Origin of the sequence: Peteryoungia wuzhouensis (assembly GCF_003205195.1) — a bacterium.
Taxonomy (GTDB): Bacteria; Pseudomonadota; Alphaproteobacteria; order Rhizobiales; family Rhizobiaceae; genus Allorhizobium; species Allorhizobium wuzhouense.
In genome coordinates this window covers 109194-129059 of sequence record NZ_QJRY01000007.1, presented here as the reverse complement: position 1 = coordinate 129059, position 19866 = coordinate 109194, and the positions used below count along the sequence as shown (strand labels likewise).

Genomic DNA, 19866 nt, shown 5'->3' with positions numbered 1-19866 from the left:
CATGCGAACCCTTTTCGAATCGGCCGCACCGATCGCAGCTCTCAAGCTCTGGCATGGTCGGCCGCTGATCGTCGACAGCTTTGCCGGCGGGGGCGGGGCGTCGACCGGGATCGAGATGGCGCTTGGGCGGTCACCCGATATCGCCATAAACCACAATCCGGCGGCGCTGGCACTGCATGCGGCGAACCATCCGGAGACGCTACACCTGTCGGAAAACGTCTACCACGTCGATCCGCTGGACCATATGCGCGGCTGCCATATCGGCCTCATGCACTTCTCGCCCGATTGCAAACACTTCTCCAAGGCCAAGGGCGGCAAGCCCGTAGAGCGCAATATCCGCGACCTTGCCTGGATCATTCCAGGCTGGATCGAGCGCATCCAGAAGAGCGGCGGCAAGGTCGATGTCGTCACGATGGAAAATGTCGAGGAATGGAAGGACTGGGGGCCGCTGATCGAAACCGAGCGCGGGCTGATGCCCTGTCCAGACCGGCGCGGGCAGACGTTTGAGGCCTGGTGCAAGAAGATCCGCAAGTTGGGCGGAAGGATCGAATGGCGGGAACTCAGGGCTTGCGACTATGGCGCGCCGACGATCCGCAAGCGGCTATTCGTCGTCATCCGCTTCGACGGCAAGCCTATCGTCTGGCCGGAGCCGAGCCATGGGGACCCGAAGAGCGCGGACGTCATCGAGGGGCGGAAGCTGCCCTGGCCGGGCGCCTATACCATCATCGACTGGTCGCTGCCTTGCCCCTCGATCTTCGACAGCAAGACGGAGATCTGGGAAAAGCACCATCTGCGGGCTGTGCGTCCGCTTGCCGACAATACCATGGCCAGGGTGGCGCGCGGCATGATGCGCTACGTGCTCGATGCCGAGCGGCCGTTTCTCGTGAATGTCACTCATGGTGCTCGGCTAGAAGATATCGACGAGCCGCTGCGGACCATCACCGGGGCCCATCGGGGCGAGAAGGCGGTGGTAGCACCGCATGTCATGACCATGAGGAATGCACAGAAGCCATTCAATGGCGCGGATGAGCCGCTGCACACGATCACTGCCGGGGGCGCGGGAATGACGCTGGTCGCTCCTGTCTTGACCTATGCGCAGCAGGGCGGCGGCGTACGCTCTGTCGAAGATCCTCACCATACGATCACGGCCAGCGGCAAAGACCAGAATGCGGTGATAGTGCCGCATCTGACGGCATTCTATGGGCCGGGCGCGGGAAGTGATGATCGCTCAGCTGATGTTGCCGAGCCTCTGCGCACGATCACGACGGAAAACCGGCATGCAGTGATCGTCCCCACGCTGGTGCAGACGGGTTACGGGGAGCGGGAAGGGCAGGCACCTCGCTCGCTCGACATCGAAAAGCCATTGGGCACCATCGTAGCTGGTGGCGTGAAACATGCAGTCGCGACGGCCTTTGTTGCCCAACAGAACAATGACAGCCGCCGGATCGGCGGCGTCAATCCGGGCCGGGGGGCGGATGAGCCGCTGTCGACGGTGACTGCGACCGGGGCCCAGCAGAGCCCGGTTACAGCCTTCATCGCCCGCCAGTTCGGCACCAGCACCGGCCATGCGATCGACGAGCCTCTGGGCACGACGACGGCAGGCTGGAACAAGTCGCAGCTCGTCGCGCCGTTCTTCTCGAAATACTACGGGACCGGCGACGGGGCCCGGCATGACGAACCCTGCCACACGGTCACCGTCAATGACCGGTTCGGCCATGTCGAGGCCTTGCTCGATATTCCGCCTTTCCGGCCCGAGCAGGAGGCCAGGGCGCGCGAGGTGGCTGATTTCATGCGGGCGCATGGCTTCTGGGATGAACGCGAATTCGTGACGCTCACCATTGGCGGACTGACCATCGTCATCGTTGATATCGGCATGCGCATGCTGACCCCGCGAGAGCTGTTCAACGCGCAAGGCTTTCCGCCCGACTATGTCATCGACGGTGTCTGGCAGGGCAAAGGCGAGGCCAGGCACTTCGTCGCGTTTCCGAAAGATGTGCAGGTCAGCTGCTGCGGCAACAGCGTCTCGCCCTATCCCTATGCCGCGATTGTGGCTGCGAACTGCGGTGAGCTGGTTTTGATGCGGGAGGCGGCTGAATGAGCCACGACGCCACCAACTGGGCGATCAAGCAGCGAGGCATCAAGCCAGCGCTCAAGGTCGTGCTGTGGAACCTCTGCGACCGATACCACCCTGACAATGGCTGTTTCCCTTCACAGGACACGCTGGCGGCCGATTGCGAGGTGCCGCGATCGACGCTCAACGTCTATCTGGACGAACTGGAAAAGAAGGGTCTGATTGCCCGCGAACAACGCCGGCAGAAGGGCAGCCAGAAACAGGAACGCACCCGCTATTACTTCCCTTTTGAGCCTGATTTTGAACGGTTTTCGGCACAGGAAAATAGTCCAGAGAACGAAGCACCGAGTCCAGAAACTGGACACGGGCAAGAGCGGCGATCCGTGTCCAGAAATGCGGGTGAGCCGAGTCCAGAAAATGGCGAAAGCCGAGTCCAGAATCTGGACAGTAACCTTGTAAGGGAACCAGTAAGAGAACCCGTAACAGAGAGAGAGGGCGCGAGCGCGGGCTTAGGGCAGGAAGAGGGAAGCCGGCCTGTCGACATGAGCCAGATCCTTCGTCGAGTGAAGGCGATGGAGCTGGGCAGTCGTCCGGCCTATTCCGGCACCCAGTGGCCGGGGGCGGCCGGTTCCTCGACGCAGTGGGCGGCGCAGTGGTTTGCCAAGCTATCCGACGAGGAGCGGGCAGAGGCGGAGCGGCTGCGGGATGCCTACCTAGCCGATTGCGTTCGTAGCGGAGTGAAGCCTGTGGCGATCGGCGTCTATTTCCGGGACAGGAAGTTCGAGGGCGTGCAGGTGCTGGCCAAGGACGCGGCACCGAGGCTGCCGGGCGGGCGCGTGGCGGTGCCGGTTCTGGGGCCGATCTTTGCGGCAGCCTGCGTTGCCGGTGTGCTCCGGGCACCTCTTCGGGTGCAGCTGCCGGAGGATCATCGCCAGAGGGTTCTGGATACAGCATCGCGATTTCCCAACCCGCAGCGGGGCAGGGACTATCTTGCCGGCAAGGGCATTCACCTGGACCAAGCCGGAGAGCCGGTCTTTCCGCCGACATTCGAGCGGGACGAGGAGCGGCGGCTGCGGATGTCGGACGGTTATCCGATGGTCAAAAAGCTCTATGAGGCGGCGCGCGACAGGTCTGCGGTGACCGTCGAACAGCGCTTCGAGGCACTGAAGGATGCAATGGAGTTCGTGCCTCTCGACAGCGAAATGATGCAGGCGTGGCGGCGCTTCTACGAGACGAACTTCCTGCCTTTCCCACCGATGGGCGCAAGAGGCGGATACTTCCCGGCGGGCGGGCCGGATGCACTGGACGAGTTTCGGGCGAAGCTGGCGACACACGAGGGCGAACATGATGCAGCATAGGGGTATCGAAGGGAAGGTGATTGAGATCACCGAACGGGCCATCGCCAAGCAGGAACGCGCCATATGCGACCAGGCGAATCGGCAGGATCGATTCGCAGCGATCCGCCAAGCGACCGACAATTTGCCGTGGTTCGTCGTCAGGACCATGACCGGATGTGAGCAGGCTGTGGAAAAAGTGCTGCAGGACAATGCCATCGAAGCGCTGGTTCCGATGCGCAAGGGCAAGACATGGGAGCGTCGTGGCCGGAAGATGGAAGGGCGACCGATGCCCGTCATCCATGGCTATGTGCTAGTGCGTTTCATGCCAGATGCAGCCGCTTTTGAGGCTGTCTCTTGTATCGACAAGGTGCTGGGATTTCTTCGCATGGGAGAGCAGGCGAAGCCGATAAGTCATTCCGAGGTCAAGCGTTTCTACCAGAGGGCAATGGCCGGCGAATACGACTGGAAGAGCACGAAACTGACCTATGTCGCCGGCGAGAAGGTGCGCATCACCGAGGGGCCATTTGCAGGCCATATTGCGACCGTCGTAACCCGTGAGGAGCGGAAGGATGCCGATCTTCTCGTCGTCACCATCGAGATGTTTGGCACGGAACTGCCGGTCAACCTGCCTCTTGCGCTGGTCGAAAAACTGTGAGAGTCATCTGCCCCATGGACAAGCCAATGATCCTGCTAGTGAGCCTCTGAGAACGCTGTAGAAAGCGGGGAGAAATCCCGAGGTGGTACACCGGTTGGCCCCAGCCTTGACAGTCCCAAACGCGGACATCGACTCAAGGCCAGTGCGCAAGCTATGACCTGATGCGAGATGAGGAGCCCGGTGATGAGCCGGGCTTTGTTGTGTCTAAGGGGTATGGGCAAGCTCAAGACGATGTCGCCTCGTATCGGTAGGCTTGCACCTCGCATCGGGCGTGCGCCTGGTGATGAGAAAGCCAGACTGAAAGAGCGTGACAAGACGGTCGATTGGCGCAGCTGGTATGGCACTGAACGTTGGAAGAAGCTTCGACGTGAGGTCTGGGTCCGCGACAAGTTCATCTGCCAGAAAACAGGACAGCTCTGCATCGGGCGATATCCAGCGGGGAATAGTCCGGTCGCCGACCATAAGATCCCACATCGAGGCGACGAGCGGTTGTTCTGGGATCCGGACAACATCGAGACGGTGAGCAAAGCCTACCACGACGGCGAGAAGCAGAGGCAGGAGCGCGCCCTCCGCTGAAGGGGGGGTGGGTCAAAGTCTGGGGGCCTTCAGCTTCCCCACCCGCGCCCCTCTCACGCAGACCTTTTTTTCCTGACGAGTCCGAAAAATGAGTGCCCAAGCAACCAGCGACATTGCCGTCGACCTGTTCGGGCAGCCAGTGCAAGCCCTTCGGGATCCGCGTGGCCGGAAGAGCTACAAGAAAAGCCCGGAGAATCAGCAGCTTGTATCAGTTCTCCGCGCCAGCGGCTGGACGCATGAGCGGATCGCAGCGGTTCTGCAGTGCGATGAGAAGACTTTGCGCAAACATTTTTCCCGTGAGCTGGAAGTCGGCAAGGATATCGTCGAAGCGGAAACGCTGATGGTGAACTACTCGCAGATGCGCCAGGGCAAGTCCGGCGCGATCGCGCGGCAGATGAAGATACTGGAGCACACCAGTCTTCAGCAGCCGCGCAAGTCTGAACCGAAGGTGCCGAGAGAACCGAAGAAGGAAACGCTCGGCAAGAAGGCGCAGCTTGAAAGCGATGCGCATAACGGCCTCCGATCCAGCAGCTGGGGCGATGTTCTGCAATGAGCCTTGCAGTCGATCCGAACGACCTGCGGCCCAGCTGGAGCTTTGCCTGCCCTGACTGGTTCGAGAGGCTTCAAGCTGGAAAGCCGCCTTTCGCTGATCTTCCGATTGACCAGATGAAGGCAGAGCAGGGGCTGCGGATCTTCGAGAAGCTCCGTGTCCCTGACATCGACGACAAGCCAACGCTGGGCGAGGCCTGCGGGCCGTGGTTCAAGGACATTGTCAGGGCGATCTTCGGCTCGGTCGCCGATGATGGATCTCGGTCGATCAGCGAGATTTTCGCCCTGGTCGGCAAGAAGAACTCGAAGACGACCTATAGCGGTGGTCTGATCCTGACGCTTCTGCTGGCGAACAAGGTGCCTCGCGCCGAAATCCTGTTCGTGGGTCCAACGCAGGAGATCGCCGACACAGCGTTTCAGCAGGTCGTCGGGATGATCGAAGAGGACGAGGAAGGCTATCTGCAGAAACGGTTCCACGTGCGGGACCACGTCAAGATCATCCGCGATCGGGTGACCAAGGCTTTTGTGAAGATCAAGACCTTCGACATGAAGGTCATGACTGGCTCAAAGCCGATCATCGTGTTGCTCGACGAGATGCATCTGATGGGGTCGATCTCGTATGCGTCCCGCGTCATTCGCCAGATCCGAGGCGCCCTGGTGCGCCGGCGTGATGGCCTGCTGGTGATGATCACAACGCAGAGCGACGAGGAACCGGCCGGGGCCTTTAAGGCCGAGCTCGAATATGCGCGCGGCGTTCGTGACGGAAAGATCACGTCGCATGTCAGGACGCTTCCGATCCTCTACGAGTTTCCGGAAGAGATGCAGATAGACGACAAGAAGCCGTGGGAAGATCCCCGCAACTGGCCTCTCGTCATGCCGAACCTCGGGCGGTCACTTCATCTGGAGATGATGATCGCCGACTATGAGGCGGAACGCTTGAAGGGTGATGAGGCGATCCAGCTTTGGGCCTCTCAGCACCTGAACGTTCAGGTCGGGCTTGCCCTGCATGGAGGCAGGTGGCGCGGCGCAGACTACTGGCCGCAGGCCGCTGATCAGCGGATCACGCTCGATTACCTGATCGAGGTTTGCGACGTCCTTGTCGGCGGTGTCGACGGTGGTGGCCTTGACGACCTTCTGGGCGCGACGGTGCTCGGCCGCGTTGCTGAGACAAAAGAATGGCTGTGGTGGTCAAAGGCCTGGGTGCAGGACGACGTGCTCCGCCTGAGGCCGCAGATTGCCGAACGGTTTCGCGACTTCGCGAAGGACGGCGACCTGGTCATCTGCGAAGACCCGTCGCAGGACATCGAGGAATTGGCTGACCTGTTCGAGCGGCTTTGGGATACGGGTCTTCTGCCTGAAGCTGGCGGGATCGGCCTCGATCCTCAGTCTGTCGGCGCCCTCGTCGATGAAATCACCGGTCGCGGCATTCCGACTGAGGCGCTTGTTGCTGTGAGCCAGGGCTACCGCCTGTCGCATGCCATCTGGGCTGCTGAACGCAAGCTGAAAGACGGCACGCTCAAACACCATAACTCGCCAATGCTGAATTGGTGCGTCGGCAACGCCAAGGCTGAGCAGGCTGGCAACGCCGTCATCATCACCAAGAAGGCGGCAGGCAAGGCCAAGATCGACCCTGTCATCTCTGGCTTCAACGCTGTCTCGATCATGTCTCGAAACCCTGTTGCCCGCGGAGCCGATGGCATGGACGACTATTTCAAAAGTCTGGCAGGTGCGGCGTGAAGGTTCTCGACAGGATCAAGAGCGCTATCGTTCGCCGGCTGGACGTCCGCGAGCCCGATGGCTGGATTTCGAACAGCATGCGCGGCGATGCCGGCGAGGTCGTGACGGATGACACTGTGCTGTCGCTGTCCGCGGTCTGGGCCTGCGTCAACCTGATCGCCGGGACCATCGCGAGCTTGCCGCTCGTCGTCTACCGCACCGACAATCAGGGACGGCGCACTGTTGCTCGGGAACACAAGCTCTATCGTGTGCTGCATGACAGCCCGAATTACGATCAGACGGCGGTCGATTTCTGGGAATTCGTGAGCGCATCGATCGAGCTTTGGGGCAACGCGTATGCCCGGATCTCGCGCAGCGGCTCCGATATCGCCAGCCTGCATCCGATTGCGCCAAATCTGGTGTCCGTCCGGCGCCTCTCATCTGGCACCATCGAGTACCGCTGGACCGAGGATGGGAAGTCCTTCGTCGAGACGGACAAGACGATGCTTCACATCAGAGGCTTTGGGGGCAATCCTCTGGGTGGGATGTCGACGTTGCATTTCGGGCGGCACGCTTTCAGCCTTGCCCGTGCCGTTGATCGCTCTGCCGGTTCCACCTTTCGGCACGGTCTGCGCCCGTCCGGCGTCCTGACATTCGAGAAGTGGCTTTCTCCTGAGCAGCGCCAGGTCGCAGAGGATAAGCTCAACGAGAAATTCCTCGGCGCCATGAACGCCGGGCGCCCGCTGATCCTCGAAGGTGGCACTAAGTGGGAGCAACTGACGATCTCGCCTGATGATGCGCAGCTTCTTCAATCACGCGGGTTCTCGATCGAGGAAATCTGCCGCTTCTTTGGCACGCCGCCCTTCATGATCGGCCATACGGAGAAGACGACCAGCTGGGGCACTGGCCTCGAGCAACAGACCCTCGGCTTCCAGAAGTTCACGCTGCGTCGCCGTCTGAAGCGCATCGAGCAGGCCCTCGAAAAGCAGCTGCTCACGCCGAACGATCGCGCCAACCGGATCACGATCGAATTCAACCTGGAAGGCCTGTTGCGCGGCGACAGCGCAGGCCGCGCCCGGTTCTACCAGCAGATGACACAGATCGGCGCCATGACCATCAATGAAGTGCGCGCGCTCGAAAACCTGCCTCCTGTAGACGGTGGCGACGTGCCGCGCATGCAGATGCAGAACATGCCCATTACGGAAATCGACGAGGAGGCCATGCGCCGCCTCATCGCGCAGCAAGGATCATCGGCATGAGCAAGTTGCTTCTGGCAAACCTCCTGAAATCCGACGCACACGGCGACGAGATCAAGTCGGGCCCGTGCATCGAGATCAAGGCCGATACGCTCAAGGAAAGCGGTGAGTTTTCCGGCTATGGGTCGACCTTCGGGGGCGAGCCTGACAGCTATGGCGACGTGATCGCGCCTGGCGCTTTCGGTGAATCGCTGGCGGCTCACGCGGCTGCCGGCACCATGCCAAAGATGTACTGGCAGCACGATCGCACCAAGCCGATCGGCAAATGGCTGGAAGCCAAGGAAGACGCGAACGGCCTGTTCCTGGTCGGCAAGCTCAATCTCGATGTCCAGCAGGCGCGCGAGGCATATTCGCACCTGAAGAACGGCGACATCGATGGTCTTTCGATCGGCTACCGCATCAAGGCCTATTCGGTCGATACGGATACAGGCGTCTGGACCCTTGAGAAGCTCGATCTTCGCGAGGTTTCCATCGTCTCCGAAGGCGCGAACGATCGCGCCACGGTTTCCAGCGTGAAGGCTGCCAAGCAGTTTCAGCAACTGACAGAAAAACTGAAGGCCGGGGACCGGCTGACAGAGCGGGAGTTCGAGGGCTGGCTCAAGGGATTGGGCTTCTCGAACTCGCAGGCGGAGCGTGCCGCGCGTCTCCACCTGAAGGGGCAGGGGGAACCTGCCGAAGCGGATACTGGCGTCGCGTTCTTGCAGGCACTGCTGCGCGATTAACCCCTTCCCAACGAGGCACATCATGAAGAAGAGAATCAATATGCTGGCATCCGCCGGCATCCTTGGCGCTATGACCGCCAACGAACGCATGGCTGGCCGCTATCTGCGCGATGGCGGCGGTCACCCGAACCCGGAAGCGCTGGCCCAGCAGGTCAAGCAGAAGTTCGATTCCGCACTCGACGCCGTGAAGGCGATCGCGGAGGAAGCGCTTGGCAAGGCGAAGAGCGGTGAGGAACTGTCGACCACCCTCAAGGAAAAGGCCGACGAAGCGCTCATCAAGATGAACGGCCTGAATGAGCAGGTCGCCGAACTTCAGCAGAAATTCGATCGCGTCGGCGGCGGTGATGATTCCGAGCGTAAGTCTGCCGGTGAACTCTTCACCAGCGACGAGCGCGTGAAGTCGTTCCTTGGCAGCGAGCCGAGCTCCGGCAAGATCGATGTCCGCATCAAGGCGACCCTGACCTCGCTGACGACCGATGCTGCCGGCTCGGTCGGTGACGCGATCGCGCCGACACGCCTGCCGGGCATCCTGCCGCTTCCGCAGCGCCGCCTGACTGTGCGTGACCTGCTGTCGCAGGGCCGCATGGATGGCAATGCGCTGGAATACGTCAAGGAAACCGGCTTCGTGAACAACGCGGCGCCGGTGGCTGAAGGTGCTGCTAAGCCTTCGTCCGACATGAAGCTCGACCTTGTCACCACGTCGGCCAAGGTCATTGCGCACTGGATGAAGGCATCCAAGCAGGTCCTCTCAGACGTTTCGCAGCTCCGCTCGATCATCGACCAGCGCCTGCTCTACGGTCTGGCCTACGTCGAGGAGGCGCAGCTCCTGAACGGTGACGGTACGGGCCAGAACCTTGCCGGCATCATCCCGCAGGCGACTGCCTACTCGGCGCCGATCACGCTGTCCTCGCCAACCAGCATCGACATGATCCGCCTCATGCACCTGCAGGCGGCTCTTGCCGAGTATCCGTCGACCGGCACGGTCATGCATCCGAGCGATTGGGCATGGATCGAGACCCTGAAGGACACGACCGGCCGCTACATCATCGGCAATCCGCAGGGCGGCATTGCACCGACCCTCTGGGGTCTGCCGGTGGTCGCCACCCAGGCGATGACGATCGACAAGGTTCTCGTCGGAGCGTTCCAGCTCGGTGCGCAGGTATTCGACCGTTGGGATGCCCGCGTCGAAACCGGCTTCGTCAATGACGACTTCACCAAGAACCTCGTCACGATCCTGGCAGAAGAACGCCTGGCGCTCGCTGTCTACCGTCCGGAAGCCTTCATCTACGGCGACTTTGGTCGCGTTGCCTGATCGAGATCGGCTCATCAAGGAGGGCGGCACCTCGCTGCCCTCTCTATGAACCGATGGAGACCGTCATGAAGACCTACAAAGTCCTTCGCCAGCACCTTGGCGACAAGATGTACTTGCCGGGCGATGACCGGAAGGCCAAGCCCGCCGACGTCGCGCACCTCGTAAAGAGCGGCGTTCTCGTCGAGAGCGAGGGCGCGAAGGCGGAGAAGCTTGCCAGCAACAAGGCGGAGCCGCCGGTGCGCAACAAGGCCCGCTGATCCAATCACCTCATCCCGCTCACTGGAGCTATCAGCATGTCCGTCCTGTCTGCATTTCTAGCGCTCGGGTCGCTCAATCCGACGACATTTGCGTTCACTGAGTTATCCGGCTCGGGCTATGCTCGGCAGCCCATCAGCTTTGTTGCGTCCGGCGCAGGTGAAGTGACCAATGATGCGGCTCTGCTATTTCCGGCCATCACCGGCGCGAGCTGGTCGCGCTACAATGCCCTTGCAGTCTTTGACGCGCTCACCGCCGGCAATCGCCTTATGGCCTGGAATGTGAGGCAGCCGGAGCTCAACTCGCTGATTCCGGGGCGTCGCCAGTCGATTGCAAGGGGCAACATCCGGCTCAGCTTCCCCGTCGTTCAGGCAAACAGTGGCTCTCCCGTGATCATGTCCGGACCCTAGAGCGCTCCGGATGTGTCCAGCATCGCGGGGCGCTTGCCGTTTCTACCCCACGCGTGACTCTCGGTGTGAACAGCTTCGAGTTGTGGTTAATCCGGTTCCGTGGGTGGCAATCCATGCCGACAGCGCGATTTATAGCCCTGGCCTTTGCCGCGGCGTTCTCTGCCCTCATCTGGGCAGCAATCCTGAATATGGTGGTCTGATCCGATGCATCGTCCTGTCTTGGTCACTGCGGCCACAGTCCTGCCTGTCCTGGTCGACGACGTGAAGCTTGCCCTCCGTGTCGACGGCTCCGATCTCGATGCCGATCTCGATCGGCTCATTCGCAGCGCCGTCGCTCACTATGAAGGATGGAGCGGAGTTCTGGGCATCAGCCTCGTCGAACAGACCTGGCGGCAGGACTTCGATCGCTTCGAGCAGCGCATGCCTCTGCCGGTTGGTCCGGTCACAGAGATTGTGTCGGTGACCTACCGGAACGCCGCTGGCAGCGAGTCGACGGTCGATGACAGCAACTACGCCCTGAAGCAGGATGCGGGTGGCCGGTTCTTTGTCCGCTTCATCAATGACTTCTCGACGCCTTCGGACCTCTATGAAGAGGCCGCAGTTTCGATCGAATACAAGGCCGGATGGCCGCTCGGGGAGGATGACGTCTCAACTGTGCCCGCTGACATCAAGACGGCGATCATCCTCTTCGTGCAGAAGCATGTCGACGAGGCAGCCCGCGAGAATTCCGCAATGCTCGACCGCATCGAGCGCGATCTCGCTTCGAAGTATCGGCTGCATACGGTCTGACACTCATATGCGCGTCCGATTCACCCAGGATTACGACTACAAGCCGGTGCCTCAGGTTACCGTGGCTTACCTCGCCGGGATGGTGAAGACAGTGAAGCGCGATTGCGGTCGGCGCGCCATAGAAGCCGGCAAGGCCGTCGACATCACCAGGCAGAAAGACGAGCACGATGGCAACGAAGTTTCCGACCGCGCAGGAGCTTGATCGCCGCGTTTTCTTCGATGCTCGCGTCGAGCTCGACGACGGTTACGGCAATACGGAGGGCGGTTTCTCCGAGCGGTTCGAAGTCTGGGCCGCTTTTCGTTCGCGTGGCGGTTCCGAGGCTGTCCAGGCCGCCCGGCTCGAAGGCCGCAACACATTTGGTGTCTATGTACGCTCGTCGAGCGAAACGCGACAGATCGCGACTGACTGGCGCATGCGGGACAAGGCAACCGGCAACGCCTTCGCGGTGAAGATCGTTGACGCGATCAGCGACGCCAGATGGGTCTATCTTGAAGTCCAGACGGGGGTCGCTGCCTGATGGCTATCAAGGCAAAAATGCTCGGTCGCGAGAAGGTCACTCGGCTGCTTAACCAGGTGGTGCCGGAGGCCGAAAAAGAGCTCGCCAAGGCGCAGCTCGAAGGGGCTCAGTCGGTCGCAAACAAGATCAAGCCGCGCGCGCCTGGGCCGCGCACTGGCGCATATCAGGCCAGCATTCAGGCGGCTCGTCTCGCTGATCGGCCGAAAGAGCGCGCGCTGGGGGGCGGCGCCTCGAACAGCAATACCAAGGATCCGAACGCGACCGGCGTGTTTGCCGACTTCATCTGGCGGTTTCTGGAATTCGGGACCGTCAAGATGGCGAAGCGGCCACACATCTTCCCGACCTGGCGTCAGGAGCGGAAGCGGGTCCGTCGAAACATGGCGGCAGCCGTGCGCAAGGCCATCAAGAAAGCGAAGAGCAAGTAAATGGCTTCACCGTCTCTGGAACTGCAGGGCGCGATCGTTGCGCGCCTGAAGGCATGGGCAGGGTTGTCAGCAACCGTCAATGGCCGGGTCTATGATTCCGTCCCTGCTGAAGAGAAGCGCATAGCTGAGACCGGCGCTGGGTGGCCTTACATCACCGTCGGCGAGGGAGACGAAACCAGTGACGATGCGGATTGCATCGACGGCTTCGAAATCTCGCTCGATATCGACATCTGGTCGCGCGCGAACGGCTATCCGGAGTCCAAGCGTATCAGTGACGAGGTTCGCAAGGCCATAAAGTCGGCGGATCTGGCTTTGCCGACAAACGCACTTGTCGACTTCCGCCACCGGCAGACGCGGTTCCTTCGCGATCCGGACGGGCTCACCTCACATGCCGTGATGACCTTCGAAGGCTTCGCGGAGCAACCTTAACTGCCATCAGGAGGCAACTATGGCCAAGGCGACCACCATCAAGGGCGGGAAGTTCCGCGTCCTTCTCGGCGACGATGCCGATCCCATCGTCTACACCGCGCCGTGCGGTTTCACGCAGCGTTCGATCACGCTGAACAAGGGGCTGGAGGAAGTCAACATCCCCGACTGCGACGATCCGGACAAGATCGACTGGCTTGGCCGTGACGCGACCTCGCTCTCGATGTCGATCAGCGGCGAAGGTGTGCTGGCCGAGCAGAGCGTCGAGACCTGGCTCGATGGCTTCGAAAGCATCGAATCCGTGCCGGCCAAGGTTGAATGGGAATTCCCGACGAAGACCATCACCTGGACGGGCTTCATGCACATTGAAAGCCTCGAGGCTGGGGCCGCCAATGCTGGCCGCGCGACGCTCAATGTGTCGATGCAGTCTGATGGCGAGATGGCGCGTACTGTGACGCCGGCAACGCCCTGATGAGCCGAGACGGATCCTGCGAGGTCCCGTTCAACGGGCAACTGACCTTCTTCCGCCTCGCATGGCGGGAGCTGATGAAGATCCAGGAGGCGTGCGACGCCGGGCCTTACGTGGTCCTTGACCGCCTGCTGACCGGGCGCTGGAAGCTTGAGGACATCTCGGAGGTCATCAAGTGGGGCCTGATCGGTGGGGGCGTCGATACGAAGACGGCGCTTAACCTCGTCTCATCCGAGGTGATGAGCCGCCCGCCGCTGGAAAGTCTCGTCGTCGCTCAGCGCGTCCTCGGTGCCGGTGTGGTCGGCACGCCGGAGGAGGAAGTCGGAAAAAAATCGGAGGCGGCAAGTCCGGAGGAGGGGAGCGACCGCTCCCCAACGGAAAATTCCGATTTGCCGCCATCATCGGAAACGGAATAGCGATGGGGCTGTCACCGCAGGAGGTGATGGGCCTGTCAATCTTCGAATACCTCGCCGCCCTCGATGGCTTCATCCAGGCCAACGATCCGGAAGGCGACAAGAAACTGAGCGAGTCCGAGAAGGACGAACTCTGGACCTGGCTCAACGGGAACTCTGATGGCGACTGATAATGAACAGCTGGTGCTGAGCATCAGCGCCGACGTCCGCCAGATCCAGCGTCAGCTGAAGGGACTTGTCGGGCAGACACAGCGCGACACAAAGGCGATCGAGGAAGCCTTTGGCGGCATCGACAAGGCTGCTTCCGGTGCATTTGCTGGCTTGGCTGCAAACAGCAACAAGGCGTTCAATGCTGCTGGGAATAGCGGCCGGCGGTACCAGGAGGCTATGAAGGCTTCCACCGTCCAGACAGGGAACCTTGCGGCGCAGCTGAACGATATCGGTGTTCAGCTTGCCGGCGGGCAGTCGCCATTCCTGATCGCCCTCCAGCAGGGCAGCCAGATCACGCAGGCGCTCGGAAGCGGTGTCGGTGCTCGCGGTGCCGTGTCGGCTCTCGCTGGTGCCTTCACATCGCTGCTCAATCCGGTCTCGCTGGCGACGATCGGGATCATCGCACTGGGCGGCTCGGCCGTTCAGTATTTCACGAGCCTGCTGTCGGATGGGGAGAAAACAGCCGAGACCCTGAAAAAGCAGGGTCAGTTAATCCAGCAGCTCGCGCGGGACTGGGGCGATGCCGTTCCGGCGCTACGGGAATACGCCGACGAGCTCGAGCGGACGCAAAAGCTTGCGGACCTCCGCGAAGGTGTGTCGATCGTAAATGCCGGCACGCTCGAGGCCACCCGCTCCGAGATTGCGAGCGTTGGGGTTGAACTCAGCGACCTGATCAGCCAACTGCAGGCAGCTGGCGAAGAGACGGATGTCGTTCTCGGTCTCCAGGACGCCTTCAATGACTTCGCGGCGGCTGCCAATGACGGATCACTGAGCGTCGAGGACGTCCAGCGCGTCCAGGATGCGTTGGCGGCCGCCATCAACAGCACTGGCATCCCGGCACTCGATGCATTCCGGTCCATGTTCGACCAGCTGTCGGCGTCTGCACTCTCGGCTGCTGGCAGTGTCCAGCAGCTGAACGCAGCAAGCGGCGCGGCGACGACTGCGCTCTATCCGACGCGCGGCACCTATGCCGGCGTCGATCGCAGTGCTGACGGGAATATCCAGAACGCTGGCTTCATGACGCCCGAAAACGGGCCGACGCCGGAGTCGCGCCCACTGATCGAGTTGACCGGGCTTCCCAAGGCCCGTGGTGGCGGTGGGCGGTCTAAGGCGATCAGCGATGCCGAGCGTGAGAAGAAGGCTGTTGCCGATCTGATCGAGCAGCTGGAGTTCGAGCAGAGCATTCTTGGTTCGACTGATGTCGAGCGCGAAGTTGCAAACGCGTTGCGCCGAGCGGGTGCCGCCGCGACGGATGAGCAGCGTGCCAAGATCGAGCAGCTCGTCGAGGCAACTTATGCCGAGCGCGAGGCGCTGAAGGCAAACAAAGACGCCATGCAGGAGCTGCAGAACGTCGCCAAGGATGTTCTGGGTGGGATTATCTCCGACCTTCGCGCTGGCAAGTCCGGCGCGGATATTCTTGCAAACGCATTGGACCGGGTGCTGAGCAAGCTGGTCGACGGTGCTTTAGACAGCTTCATCAAAAACATCTTTGGTGGGATTGGCGGCGGCGGTCGTGGCGGCCTGCTCGGTGGTTTCATCATCCCTGGCATTCTGCATTCCGGGGGCGTTGCCGGCAGGGATGGCTATGGTCATGGTCGTGCTGTTTCGCCTTCTGTCTTCAGTGGCGCAAAGCGCTATCACTCAGGCGGCGTCGCCGGCCTCAAGCCTGGCGAAATCCCTGCCATCCTCCAGCGTGGTGAGGTCGTCATTCCTCGTGGCGGAAAGATGCGCGGCGGTGCTGAAACAATCACCGTCAACCTGGCTGCCGATCGCTCCGTGATCGCGGAAACGGCTGATCAGCGCATTGAGACGGCAAGCGGGACGATCGTGAACGTTGCAGTCCAGCAAGCCAATCAGCGGGTCGTTCCGACAATGGCTCGATATCAGAACGATAAGGCAGGCGCAGAATGGCGGTGATTGTCTGGCCTCACTGCGTACTGCGCCCGCAGCAAGTCGCTGCCAACCTGGTCCCATTCACGCGCAGCGGTGGGCCCACGCTTGGCGGCGTAACGCCTTCTTATCGGACTGATCTTGGCTTCTGGTCGATCGACTACATGAATGTGATCCTGCGCAACCGGCATCGCGAGCATTGGCAGACATGGCAGGCACTGCGACAGAAGCTTGGTGGGCGCTCTGGCTTGATCGCGGTTCCTGTAAGATCTGGACTGTCCGCTCCGTATGAATCGGGCCGCTTCGAGGCGATGCCGGAGACGACACACAGCGATGGCTCGACGTTCAGCGACGGCTCGCACTACGTCCAGGGTGCGATCTCGGTCAAGTCAGTGGGGACAACGGCGATTGGCGCTACAAGCATCCGTCTGCGGATCATCAACGCTGCCGAGAACCTGGTTGGGGTGCGTTTCTCCTACAATCACGCGCTCTACGAAACGGGGCCGGCTATAAGTGTCGACGGCGATATCTGGGAGGTCCCGATCTCACCCACGGTGCGTGATCTGATCCCTCCGGATGCTGATCTGGAATTCGATCGGCCGACATGTCTCTGCCGCCTTGCTGACGATCGCGGAATGGATGTGACGCAAGAGGCTGTCTCGCGCACATCCTATCCATCGATCAGGTTCACTGAGGCGACTGACTATTGGAACGCTCTTGCGCTGGGGCTGGTCTGATGGCGGCGCTGAAGATCCTAGTCGATATCACGCTGCCGGACACGGTACTGCGAATTTGGGACGGCTCTGGCGGTGCATTCGTCGACGGGGATGGCAATATCTATCGTGCAGCCCAGTTCGCGGAAGACAGCCTTCAGAACATCGAGGCTGCGATCAACGGCGAGGCGTTCACGCTCACCCTTTCGCTGATCAACATCGACACGGCCACCGGCGATCAGGTGTGGGACTATGATGAGTTGGTGAGCGTCGTCGGCTCACCTGTCGTCATCAAGATCCAGGAGCTGAATGATCTTGAGCAGCCTGTCGGCGAGCCTGAAGTGAAGTTCACAGGCACGATCGACAATATGAAGGTCGCCGACCAGTCGATGGAAGAGGCTTCCCAGTCTATCGTCACTGTCGAGGTGGTCAACGCCTTCACGCTGCGTGTGCTGAACAACGGGCAGGTGTTGTCAGATGTCGATCAGAAAGAGCGCAGCAAGCGCCTCAATCCGTTCGCGGCGCTAGATCGGTTCTGCGAGCGTGTTCCCGGTCTGCGAGATAAGATGATCCGATGGCCCAGCTGGTGACGCTGAACGCATTTCTTACGGCATACGAAACCGAGCCCTGGACGCCTGGTGGCAAAGTGGACTGCTGTCTGATCATTGCCGAATGGGCAAAGTGGATAGGGCGCCCAGATGGTGCTGCCCATTTGCGCGGGATGTATGAGGAAGGGCAGGGCCAGCTGGATATTCTGTCTGCTCATGGTGGGGCCGTGGCTCTGATCGACTCCTGTGTGGCCTCGATCGGTGCCAAGCGGGTCAGCGATGCTAGAGCCGGCGACTTTGGCGTCGTTGGCAGCGCCAAAACAGTGACCCGTCAGTTCGGCGTCATCCATGACGGCCATGGGTGGCTCACGCGTGCGCCCGATGGCTTCAAGCGAATCATTGCCAAACCGCTGGCGATCTGGAGACTGTAGTGGGCATCCTTGAATCCATCGCGTTGACGATCGTGGCATCAATCGGCACGACGAGCGTCATTGCATCCAACCTCATCTATCTCGGCACCATGGCCGCGCTGTACGGGGGCCTCGCCTACGGCGCCGGAGTGCTGCAGTCGCTGTTGGTCCAGAAGCCTGCGATTCCGAGGCCGGACGACGGCTCCTATAACCTCAAGCAGAACGTGCCGCCTTTGCCGATCGTCTATGGGCGGGTGAAGAAGGGTGGCGACTACGTCTTCCTTGAGCAGTCCGGCGGAACGGCTTTTCACATCATCGTCTGGAGCGGGCGGCGTATCCACGGGTTTTTCCAGCATTTTCTGCATGACGAGGATGTGATCCTCGACAGCTCCGGAGACGTCTCCGGACCGGATCACTTCCGCAAGGGCGGAACAAATTACGTCAATATTCAAACCCGGCTGGGCCTGGATGCCGAGAGTGCTTATGGCGACGCCACCGCCGCATTTCCGGGCGCATGGACCTTGGATCATCGAGGTGACGGGCTGGCGTCAGTCCTGATGCGTGTCCAGACGCCTCCGGACAAATACTACATGCAGGTTTTCCCAAATCAGATGCCTGAACATTCTGCTGTTGGTGACGGTGCCCTTCTTTATGATCCCCGCAAGGACAGCGAGCAGCCCGGCGGCATAGGCTCACACCGCTGGAATGACCCGAACAGCTGGCAGTTCTCTCGAAACATCGCTCTCATGCGCCTGGATCACCTGGCCCAGCCCTTTGGCGGCAAGCTCGGCTTCGAGCGCATGTACATGCCTGAGTGGATGCATGCGGCCGATGTGTGCGACCAGATCGTCACCAATCGCAGCGGCGGTACCGAGCCTCGCTATCACGGAGGGATGTGGTTCCGGACGAACAATGATCCGGTCGAGGTGGGCAGGACGCTTGACGAGGCGGCCGAGCTGATCGTTTACGAGCGCAGCGACGGACTGATCGGCGTTCATGCCGGTGAATACGTCACACCGGATATTCGCCTTACAGAAGCGGATATCTTCGCAATCGAAGTCGACAAGAACAAGCGGCTGGCGTCTACGGTGCTCGCGGTTCGCGGACGCTACCAGAACCCAGCTTCTCGCTACAATACTGAGGATGCGGCCCTCTACGGCGATCCTTATGCTGAGTTTGACGACACCGAGCGCACCAAGACACTCGACAACGTCGCGATCCAGTCCCACAACCACTGCCAGCGGAAGCAGAAGCTGACCTTCATCCGCGCCAATGCGCGGCGCGTCACCATCACGGCTGACTACAGCGCTGCGAAATCCTGCGCCTATCGGCGCTTTGTCCAGGTGCACTACCCCAGACGCGGCTTGGTCGAAGCGACCATCGAGATCACATCGACTGTATCTCTGGATCTGCGCAACATGCGCATCAGTTTCAGCGGGATCGTCGTGCCGTCAAACCTTTACGCCTTCAACGCCGCGGCTGAGGAAGGTGAGCCGGGGGCTTCCATCCCACCCATTGAAAGCGGGGGTGTTTCCGTTCCTGCCGGATTTGTCGTTGAGGTTCGCAACGAGGTTGTGACAGGCGGTTCTACAGCCGCCTATCTCTTCGGCGAGTGGGACGATCTCGGCGACACGCTGCGCTACGAAATGGAGTATGAACGCACCAGCGGGTCAACCGGCGTCCAGTCCGTCTTCGCCGCCGACGGCGAGAACTTTGTCCGGTCAGGCTATCTGGTCGACGGGCAGCAGTATCGCGTCCGGCTTCGGGCATGGGGCGGAGGTACGCCTTCGAACTGGACCGACTACCAGCTCGTGACGGCCGTGGCCGATCCGATTGCTCCTGGCGTCGTGACGGGTGCCGCTGCATCGGGCGGGGCAGGGCAGGCAAACTTCTCCTGGGTTGCTCCCAACTCGGCCAATTATACGGCAGTCCGGATCTACATCAACGCCAGCAATACCTTCAGCGGCGCCATGCTTGTGGCCACGGAATACGGCCCGCCGAATATCGCGGATGGTCGCGTCGTCACTGGCCTGACGGCCGGCACCAAGTACGGCTTCCTCGTCGCGATCAACGCGTCCGGCGTTCCTTCCGCCGAAGCGGCGACCGGCAGCTTCGTCGTCACTTAACACGCACTGGATCCCTATTCATTGTCTCTGGCTGCCGTCGGAGCGCTTTCGCATGAGGATATGACATGAC

General features: G+C 61.1%; 24 protein-coding genes. All 24 read left to right on the top strand.

The window, feature by feature from the left end; all coding sequences use genetic code 11:
• The first annotated feature begins 1 nt into the window (after window position 1).
• On the top strand, window positions 2-2098 hold the full coding sequence (locus DMY87_RS18195) for a DNA cytosine methyltransferase (protein ID WP_110793073.1): 2097 nt from the start codon (window positions 2-4) through the stop codon (window positions 2096-2098).
• Window positions 2095-3429, top strand: coding sequence for a helix-turn-helix domain-containing protein (locus tag DMY87_RS18190; protein WP_110793072.1), 1335 nt, complete (start codon window positions 2095-2097; stop codon window positions 3427-3429). Before DMY87_RS18195 ends, DMY87_RS18190 begins: the two co-directional genes overlap by 4 nt.
• Window positions 3416-4063 (top strand): transcription termination/antitermination protein NusG, encoded by a 648-nt coding sequence (nusG, locus tag DMY87_RS18185; protein WP_165826327.1) that lies wholly within the window; start codon window positions 3416-3418, stop codon window positions 4061-4063. The genes DMY87_RS18190 and nusG overlap by 14 nt, the downstream gene beginning before the upstream one ends.
• 183 nt (window positions 4064-4246) lie before the next feature.
• Window positions 4247-4639, top strand: a complete 393-nt coding sequence (locus tag DMY87_RS18180; RefSeq protein ID WP_245408971.1) for an HNH endonuclease — start codon at window positions 4247-4249, stop codon at window positions 4637-4639.
• An 88-nt stretch (window positions 4640-4727) separates the two neighbouring features.
• Complete coding sequence (locus tag DMY87_RS18175; RefSeq protein WP_110793070.1) at window positions 4728-5192, top strand: hypothetical protein; 465 nt, start codon at window positions 4728-4730, stop codon at window positions 5190-5192.
• Window positions 5189-6925, top strand: a complete 1737-nt coding sequence (locus tag DMY87_RS18170) for a terminase large subunit (RefSeq protein WP_110793069.1) — start codon at window positions 5189-5191, stop codon at window positions 6923-6925. Before DMY87_RS18175 ends, DMY87_RS18170 begins: the two co-directional genes overlap by 4 nt.
• Window positions 6922-8163 (top strand): phage portal protein, encoded by a 1242-nt coding sequence (locus DMY87_RS18165; protein WP_245408970.1) that lies wholly within the window; start codon window positions 6922-6924, stop codon window positions 8161-8163. The genes DMY87_RS18170 and DMY87_RS18165 overlap by 4 nt, the downstream gene beginning before the upstream one ends.
• Window positions 8160-8882, top strand: coding sequence for an HK97 family phage prohead protease (locus tag DMY87_RS18160; RefSeq protein ID WP_110793068.1), 723 nt, complete (start codon window positions 8160-8162; stop codon window positions 8880-8882). Before DMY87_RS18165 ends, DMY87_RS18160 begins: the two co-directional genes overlap by 4 nt.
• A gap of 88 nt (window positions 8883-8970) precedes the next feature.
• Window positions 8971-10194 (top strand): phage major capsid protein, encoded by a 1224-nt coding sequence (locus tag DMY87_RS18155; RefSeq protein WP_245408980.1) that lies wholly within the window; start codon window positions 8971-8973, stop codon window positions 10192-10194.
• A gap of 65 nt (window positions 10195-10259) precedes the next feature.
• Complete coding sequence (locus tag DMY87_RS18150; protein WP_110793276.1) at window positions 10260-10451, top strand: hypothetical protein; 192 nt, start codon at window positions 10260-10262, stop codon at window positions 10449-10451.
• Between the two features lie 36 nt (window positions 10452-10487).
• Window positions 10488-10859, top strand: a complete 372-nt coding sequence (locus DMY87_RS18145; RefSeq protein WP_110793066.1) for a phage tail fiber protein — start codon at window positions 10488-10490, stop codon at window positions 10857-10859.
• Between the two features lie 204 nt (window positions 10860-11063).
• The gene (locus DMY87_RS18140) at window positions 11064-11648 is read left to right on the top strand and encodes a head-tail connector protein (protein WP_110793065.1); all 585 of its coding nucleotides are present in this window, start codon (window positions 11064-11066) and stop codon (window positions 11646-11648) included.
• Between the two features lie 7 nt (window positions 11649-11655).
• Complete coding sequence (locus tag DMY87_RS18135; RefSeq protein ID WP_110793064.1) at window positions 11656-11850, top strand: hypothetical protein; 195 nt, start codon at window positions 11656-11658, stop codon at window positions 11848-11850.
• Window positions 11816-12166, top strand: a complete 351-nt coding sequence (locus DMY87_RS18130; RefSeq protein ID WP_110793063.1) for a head-tail adaptor protein — start codon at window positions 11816-11818, stop codon at window positions 12164-12166. The genes DMY87_RS18135 and DMY87_RS18130 overlap by 35 nt, the downstream gene beginning before the upstream one ends.
• A complete protein-coding gene (locus tag DMY87_RS18125; RefSeq protein WP_110793062.1) occupies window positions 12166-12591 on the top strand; it encodes an HK97-gp10 family putative phage morphogenesis protein in 426 nt (141 codons plus the stop codon). Before DMY87_RS18130 ends, DMY87_RS18125 begins: the two co-directional genes overlap by 1 nt.
• Complete coding sequence (locus tag DMY87_RS18120; RefSeq protein ID WP_110793061.1) at window positions 12592-13020, top strand: DUF3168 domain-containing protein; 429 nt, start codon at window positions 12592-12594, stop codon at window positions 13018-13020.
• Window positions 13021-13039: 19 nt separating this feature from the next.
• A complete protein-coding gene (locus DMY87_RS18115) occupies window positions 13040-13489 on the top strand; it encodes a phage tail tube protein (protein ID WP_110793060.1) in 450 nt (149 codons plus the stop codon).
• A complete protein-coding gene (locus tag DMY87_RS18110) occupies window positions 13489-13902 on the top strand; it encodes a gene transfer agent family protein (RefSeq protein WP_110793059.1) in 414 nt (137 codons plus the stop codon). Before DMY87_RS18115 ends, DMY87_RS18110 begins: the two co-directional genes overlap by 1 nt.
• A gap of 2 nt (window positions 13903-13904) precedes the next feature.
• A complete protein-coding gene (locus tag DMY87_RS24240) occupies window positions 13905-14069 on the top strand; it encodes a hypothetical protein (protein WP_165826317.1) in 165 nt (54 codons plus the stop codon).
• Window positions 14059-16026, top strand: a complete 1968-nt coding sequence (locus DMY87_RS18105; RefSeq protein WP_110793058.1) for a phage tail length tape measure family protein — start codon at window positions 14059-14061, stop codon at window positions 16024-16026. The genes DMY87_RS24240 and DMY87_RS18105 overlap by 11 nt, the downstream gene beginning before the upstream one ends.
• Entirely contained in the window at window positions 16017-16736 is a 720-nt protein-coding gene (locus DMY87_RS18100; protein WP_110793057.1) for a hypothetical protein, read from the top strand. The genes DMY87_RS18105 and DMY87_RS18100 overlap by 10 nt, the downstream gene beginning before the upstream one ends.
• Window positions 16736-17302, top strand: coding sequence for a hypothetical protein (locus tag DMY87_RS18095; RefSeq protein WP_110793056.1), 567 nt, complete (start codon window positions 16736-16738; stop codon window positions 17300-17302). The genes DMY87_RS18100 and DMY87_RS18095 overlap by 1 nt, the downstream gene beginning before the upstream one ends.
• Window positions 17287-17691, top strand: coding sequence for a DUF6950 family protein (locus DMY87_RS18090; protein ID WP_165826326.1), 405 nt, complete (start codon window positions 17287-17289; stop codon window positions 17689-17691). Before DMY87_RS18095 ends, DMY87_RS18090 begins: the two co-directional genes overlap by 16 nt.
• Window positions 17691-19796 (top strand): phage tail protein, encoded by a 2106-nt coding sequence (locus tag DMY87_RS18085; RefSeq protein WP_245408969.1) that lies wholly within the window; start codon window positions 17691-17693, stop codon window positions 19794-19796. Before DMY87_RS18090 ends, DMY87_RS18085 begins: the two co-directional genes overlap by 1 nt.
• Window positions 19797-19866 lie beyond the last annotated feature (70 nt).

Bases quoted from the DNA above. Each gene is read 5' to 3' on its own strand.
- DMY87_RS18195 (WP_110793073.1), top strand. From the start codon at position 2: ATGCGAACCCTTTTCGAATCGGCCGCACCGATCGCAGCTCTCAAGCTC.
- DMY87_RS18190 (WP_110793072.1), top strand. From the start codon at position 2,095: ATGAGCCACGACGCCACCAACTGGGCGATCAAGCAGCGAGGCATCAAG.
- nusG (WP_165826327.1), top strand. From the start codon at position 3,416: ATGATGCAGCATAGGGGTATCGAAGGGAAGGTGATTGAGATCACCGAA.
- DMY87_RS18180 (WP_245408971.1), top strand. From the start codon at position 4,247: ATGAGCCGGGCTTTGTTGTGTCTAAGGGGTATGGGCAAGCTCAAGACG.
- DMY87_RS18175 (WP_110793070.1), top strand. From the start codon at position 4,728: ATGAGTGCCCAAGCAACCAGCGACATTGCCGTCGACCTGTTCGGGCAG.
- DMY87_RS18170 (WP_110793069.1), top strand. From the start codon at position 5,189: ATGAGCCTTGCAGTCGATCCGAACGACCTGCGGCCCAGCTGGAGCTTT.
- DMY87_RS18160 (WP_110793068.1), top strand. From the start codon at position 8,160: ATGAGCAAGTTGCTTCTGGCAAACCTCCTGAAATCCGACGCACACGGC.
- DMY87_RS18155 (WP_245408980.1), top strand. From the start codon at position 8,971: ATGGCTGGCCGCTATCTGCGCGATGGCGGCGGTCACCCGAACCCGGAA.
- DMY87_RS18150 (WP_110793276.1), top strand. From the start codon at position 10,260: ATGAAGACCTACAAAGTCCTTCGCCAGCACCTTGGCGACAAGATGTAC.
- DMY87_RS18145 (WP_110793066.1), top strand. From the start codon at position 10,488: ATGTCCGTCCTGTCTGCATTTCTAGCGCTCGGGTCGCTCAATCCGACG.
- DMY87_RS18140 (WP_110793065.1), top strand. From the start codon at position 11,064: ATGCATCGTCCTGTCTTGGTCACTGCGGCCACAGTCCTGCCTGTCCTG.
- DMY87_RS18135 (WP_110793064.1), top strand. From the start codon at position 11,656: ATGCGCGTCCGATTCACCCAGGATTACGACTACAAGCCGGTGCCTCAG.
- DMY87_RS18130 (WP_110793063.1), top strand. From the start codon at position 11,816: ATGGCAACGAAGTTTCCGACCGCGCAGGAGCTTGATCGCCGCGTTTTC.
- DMY87_RS18125 (WP_110793062.1), top strand. From the start codon at position 12,166: ATGGCTATCAAGGCAAAAATGCTCGGTCGCGAGAAGGTCACTCGGCTG.
- DMY87_RS18120 (WP_110793061.1), top strand. From the start codon at position 12,592: ATGGCTTCACCGTCTCTGGAACTGCAGGGCGCGATCGTTGCGCGCCTG.
- DMY87_RS18115 (WP_110793060.1), top strand. From the start codon at position 13,040: ATGGCCAAGGCGACCACCATCAAGGGCGGGAAGTTCCGCGTCCTTCTC.
- DMY87_RS18110 (WP_110793059.1), top strand. From the start codon at position 13,489: ATGAGCCGAGACGGATCCTGCGAGGTCCCGTTCAACGGGCAACTGACC.
- DMY87_RS24240 (WP_165826317.1), top strand. From the start codon at position 13,905: ATGGGGCTGTCACCGCAGGAGGTGATGGGCCTGTCAATCTTCGAATAC.
- DMY87_RS18105 (WP_110793058.1), top strand. From the start codon at position 14,059: ATGGCGACTGATAATGAACAGCTGGTGCTGAGCATCAGCGCCGACGTC.
- DMY87_RS18100 (WP_110793057.1), top strand. From the start codon at position 16,017: ATGGCGGTGATTGTCTGGCCTCACTGCGTACTGCGCCCGCAGCAAGTC.
- DMY87_RS18095 (WP_110793056.1), top strand. From the start codon at position 16,736: ATGGCGGCGCTGAAGATCCTAGTCGATATCACGCTGCCGGACACGGTA.
- DMY87_RS18090 (WP_165826326.1), top strand. From the start codon at position 17,287: ATGGCCCAGCTGGTGACGCTGAACGCATTTCTTACGGCATACGAAACC.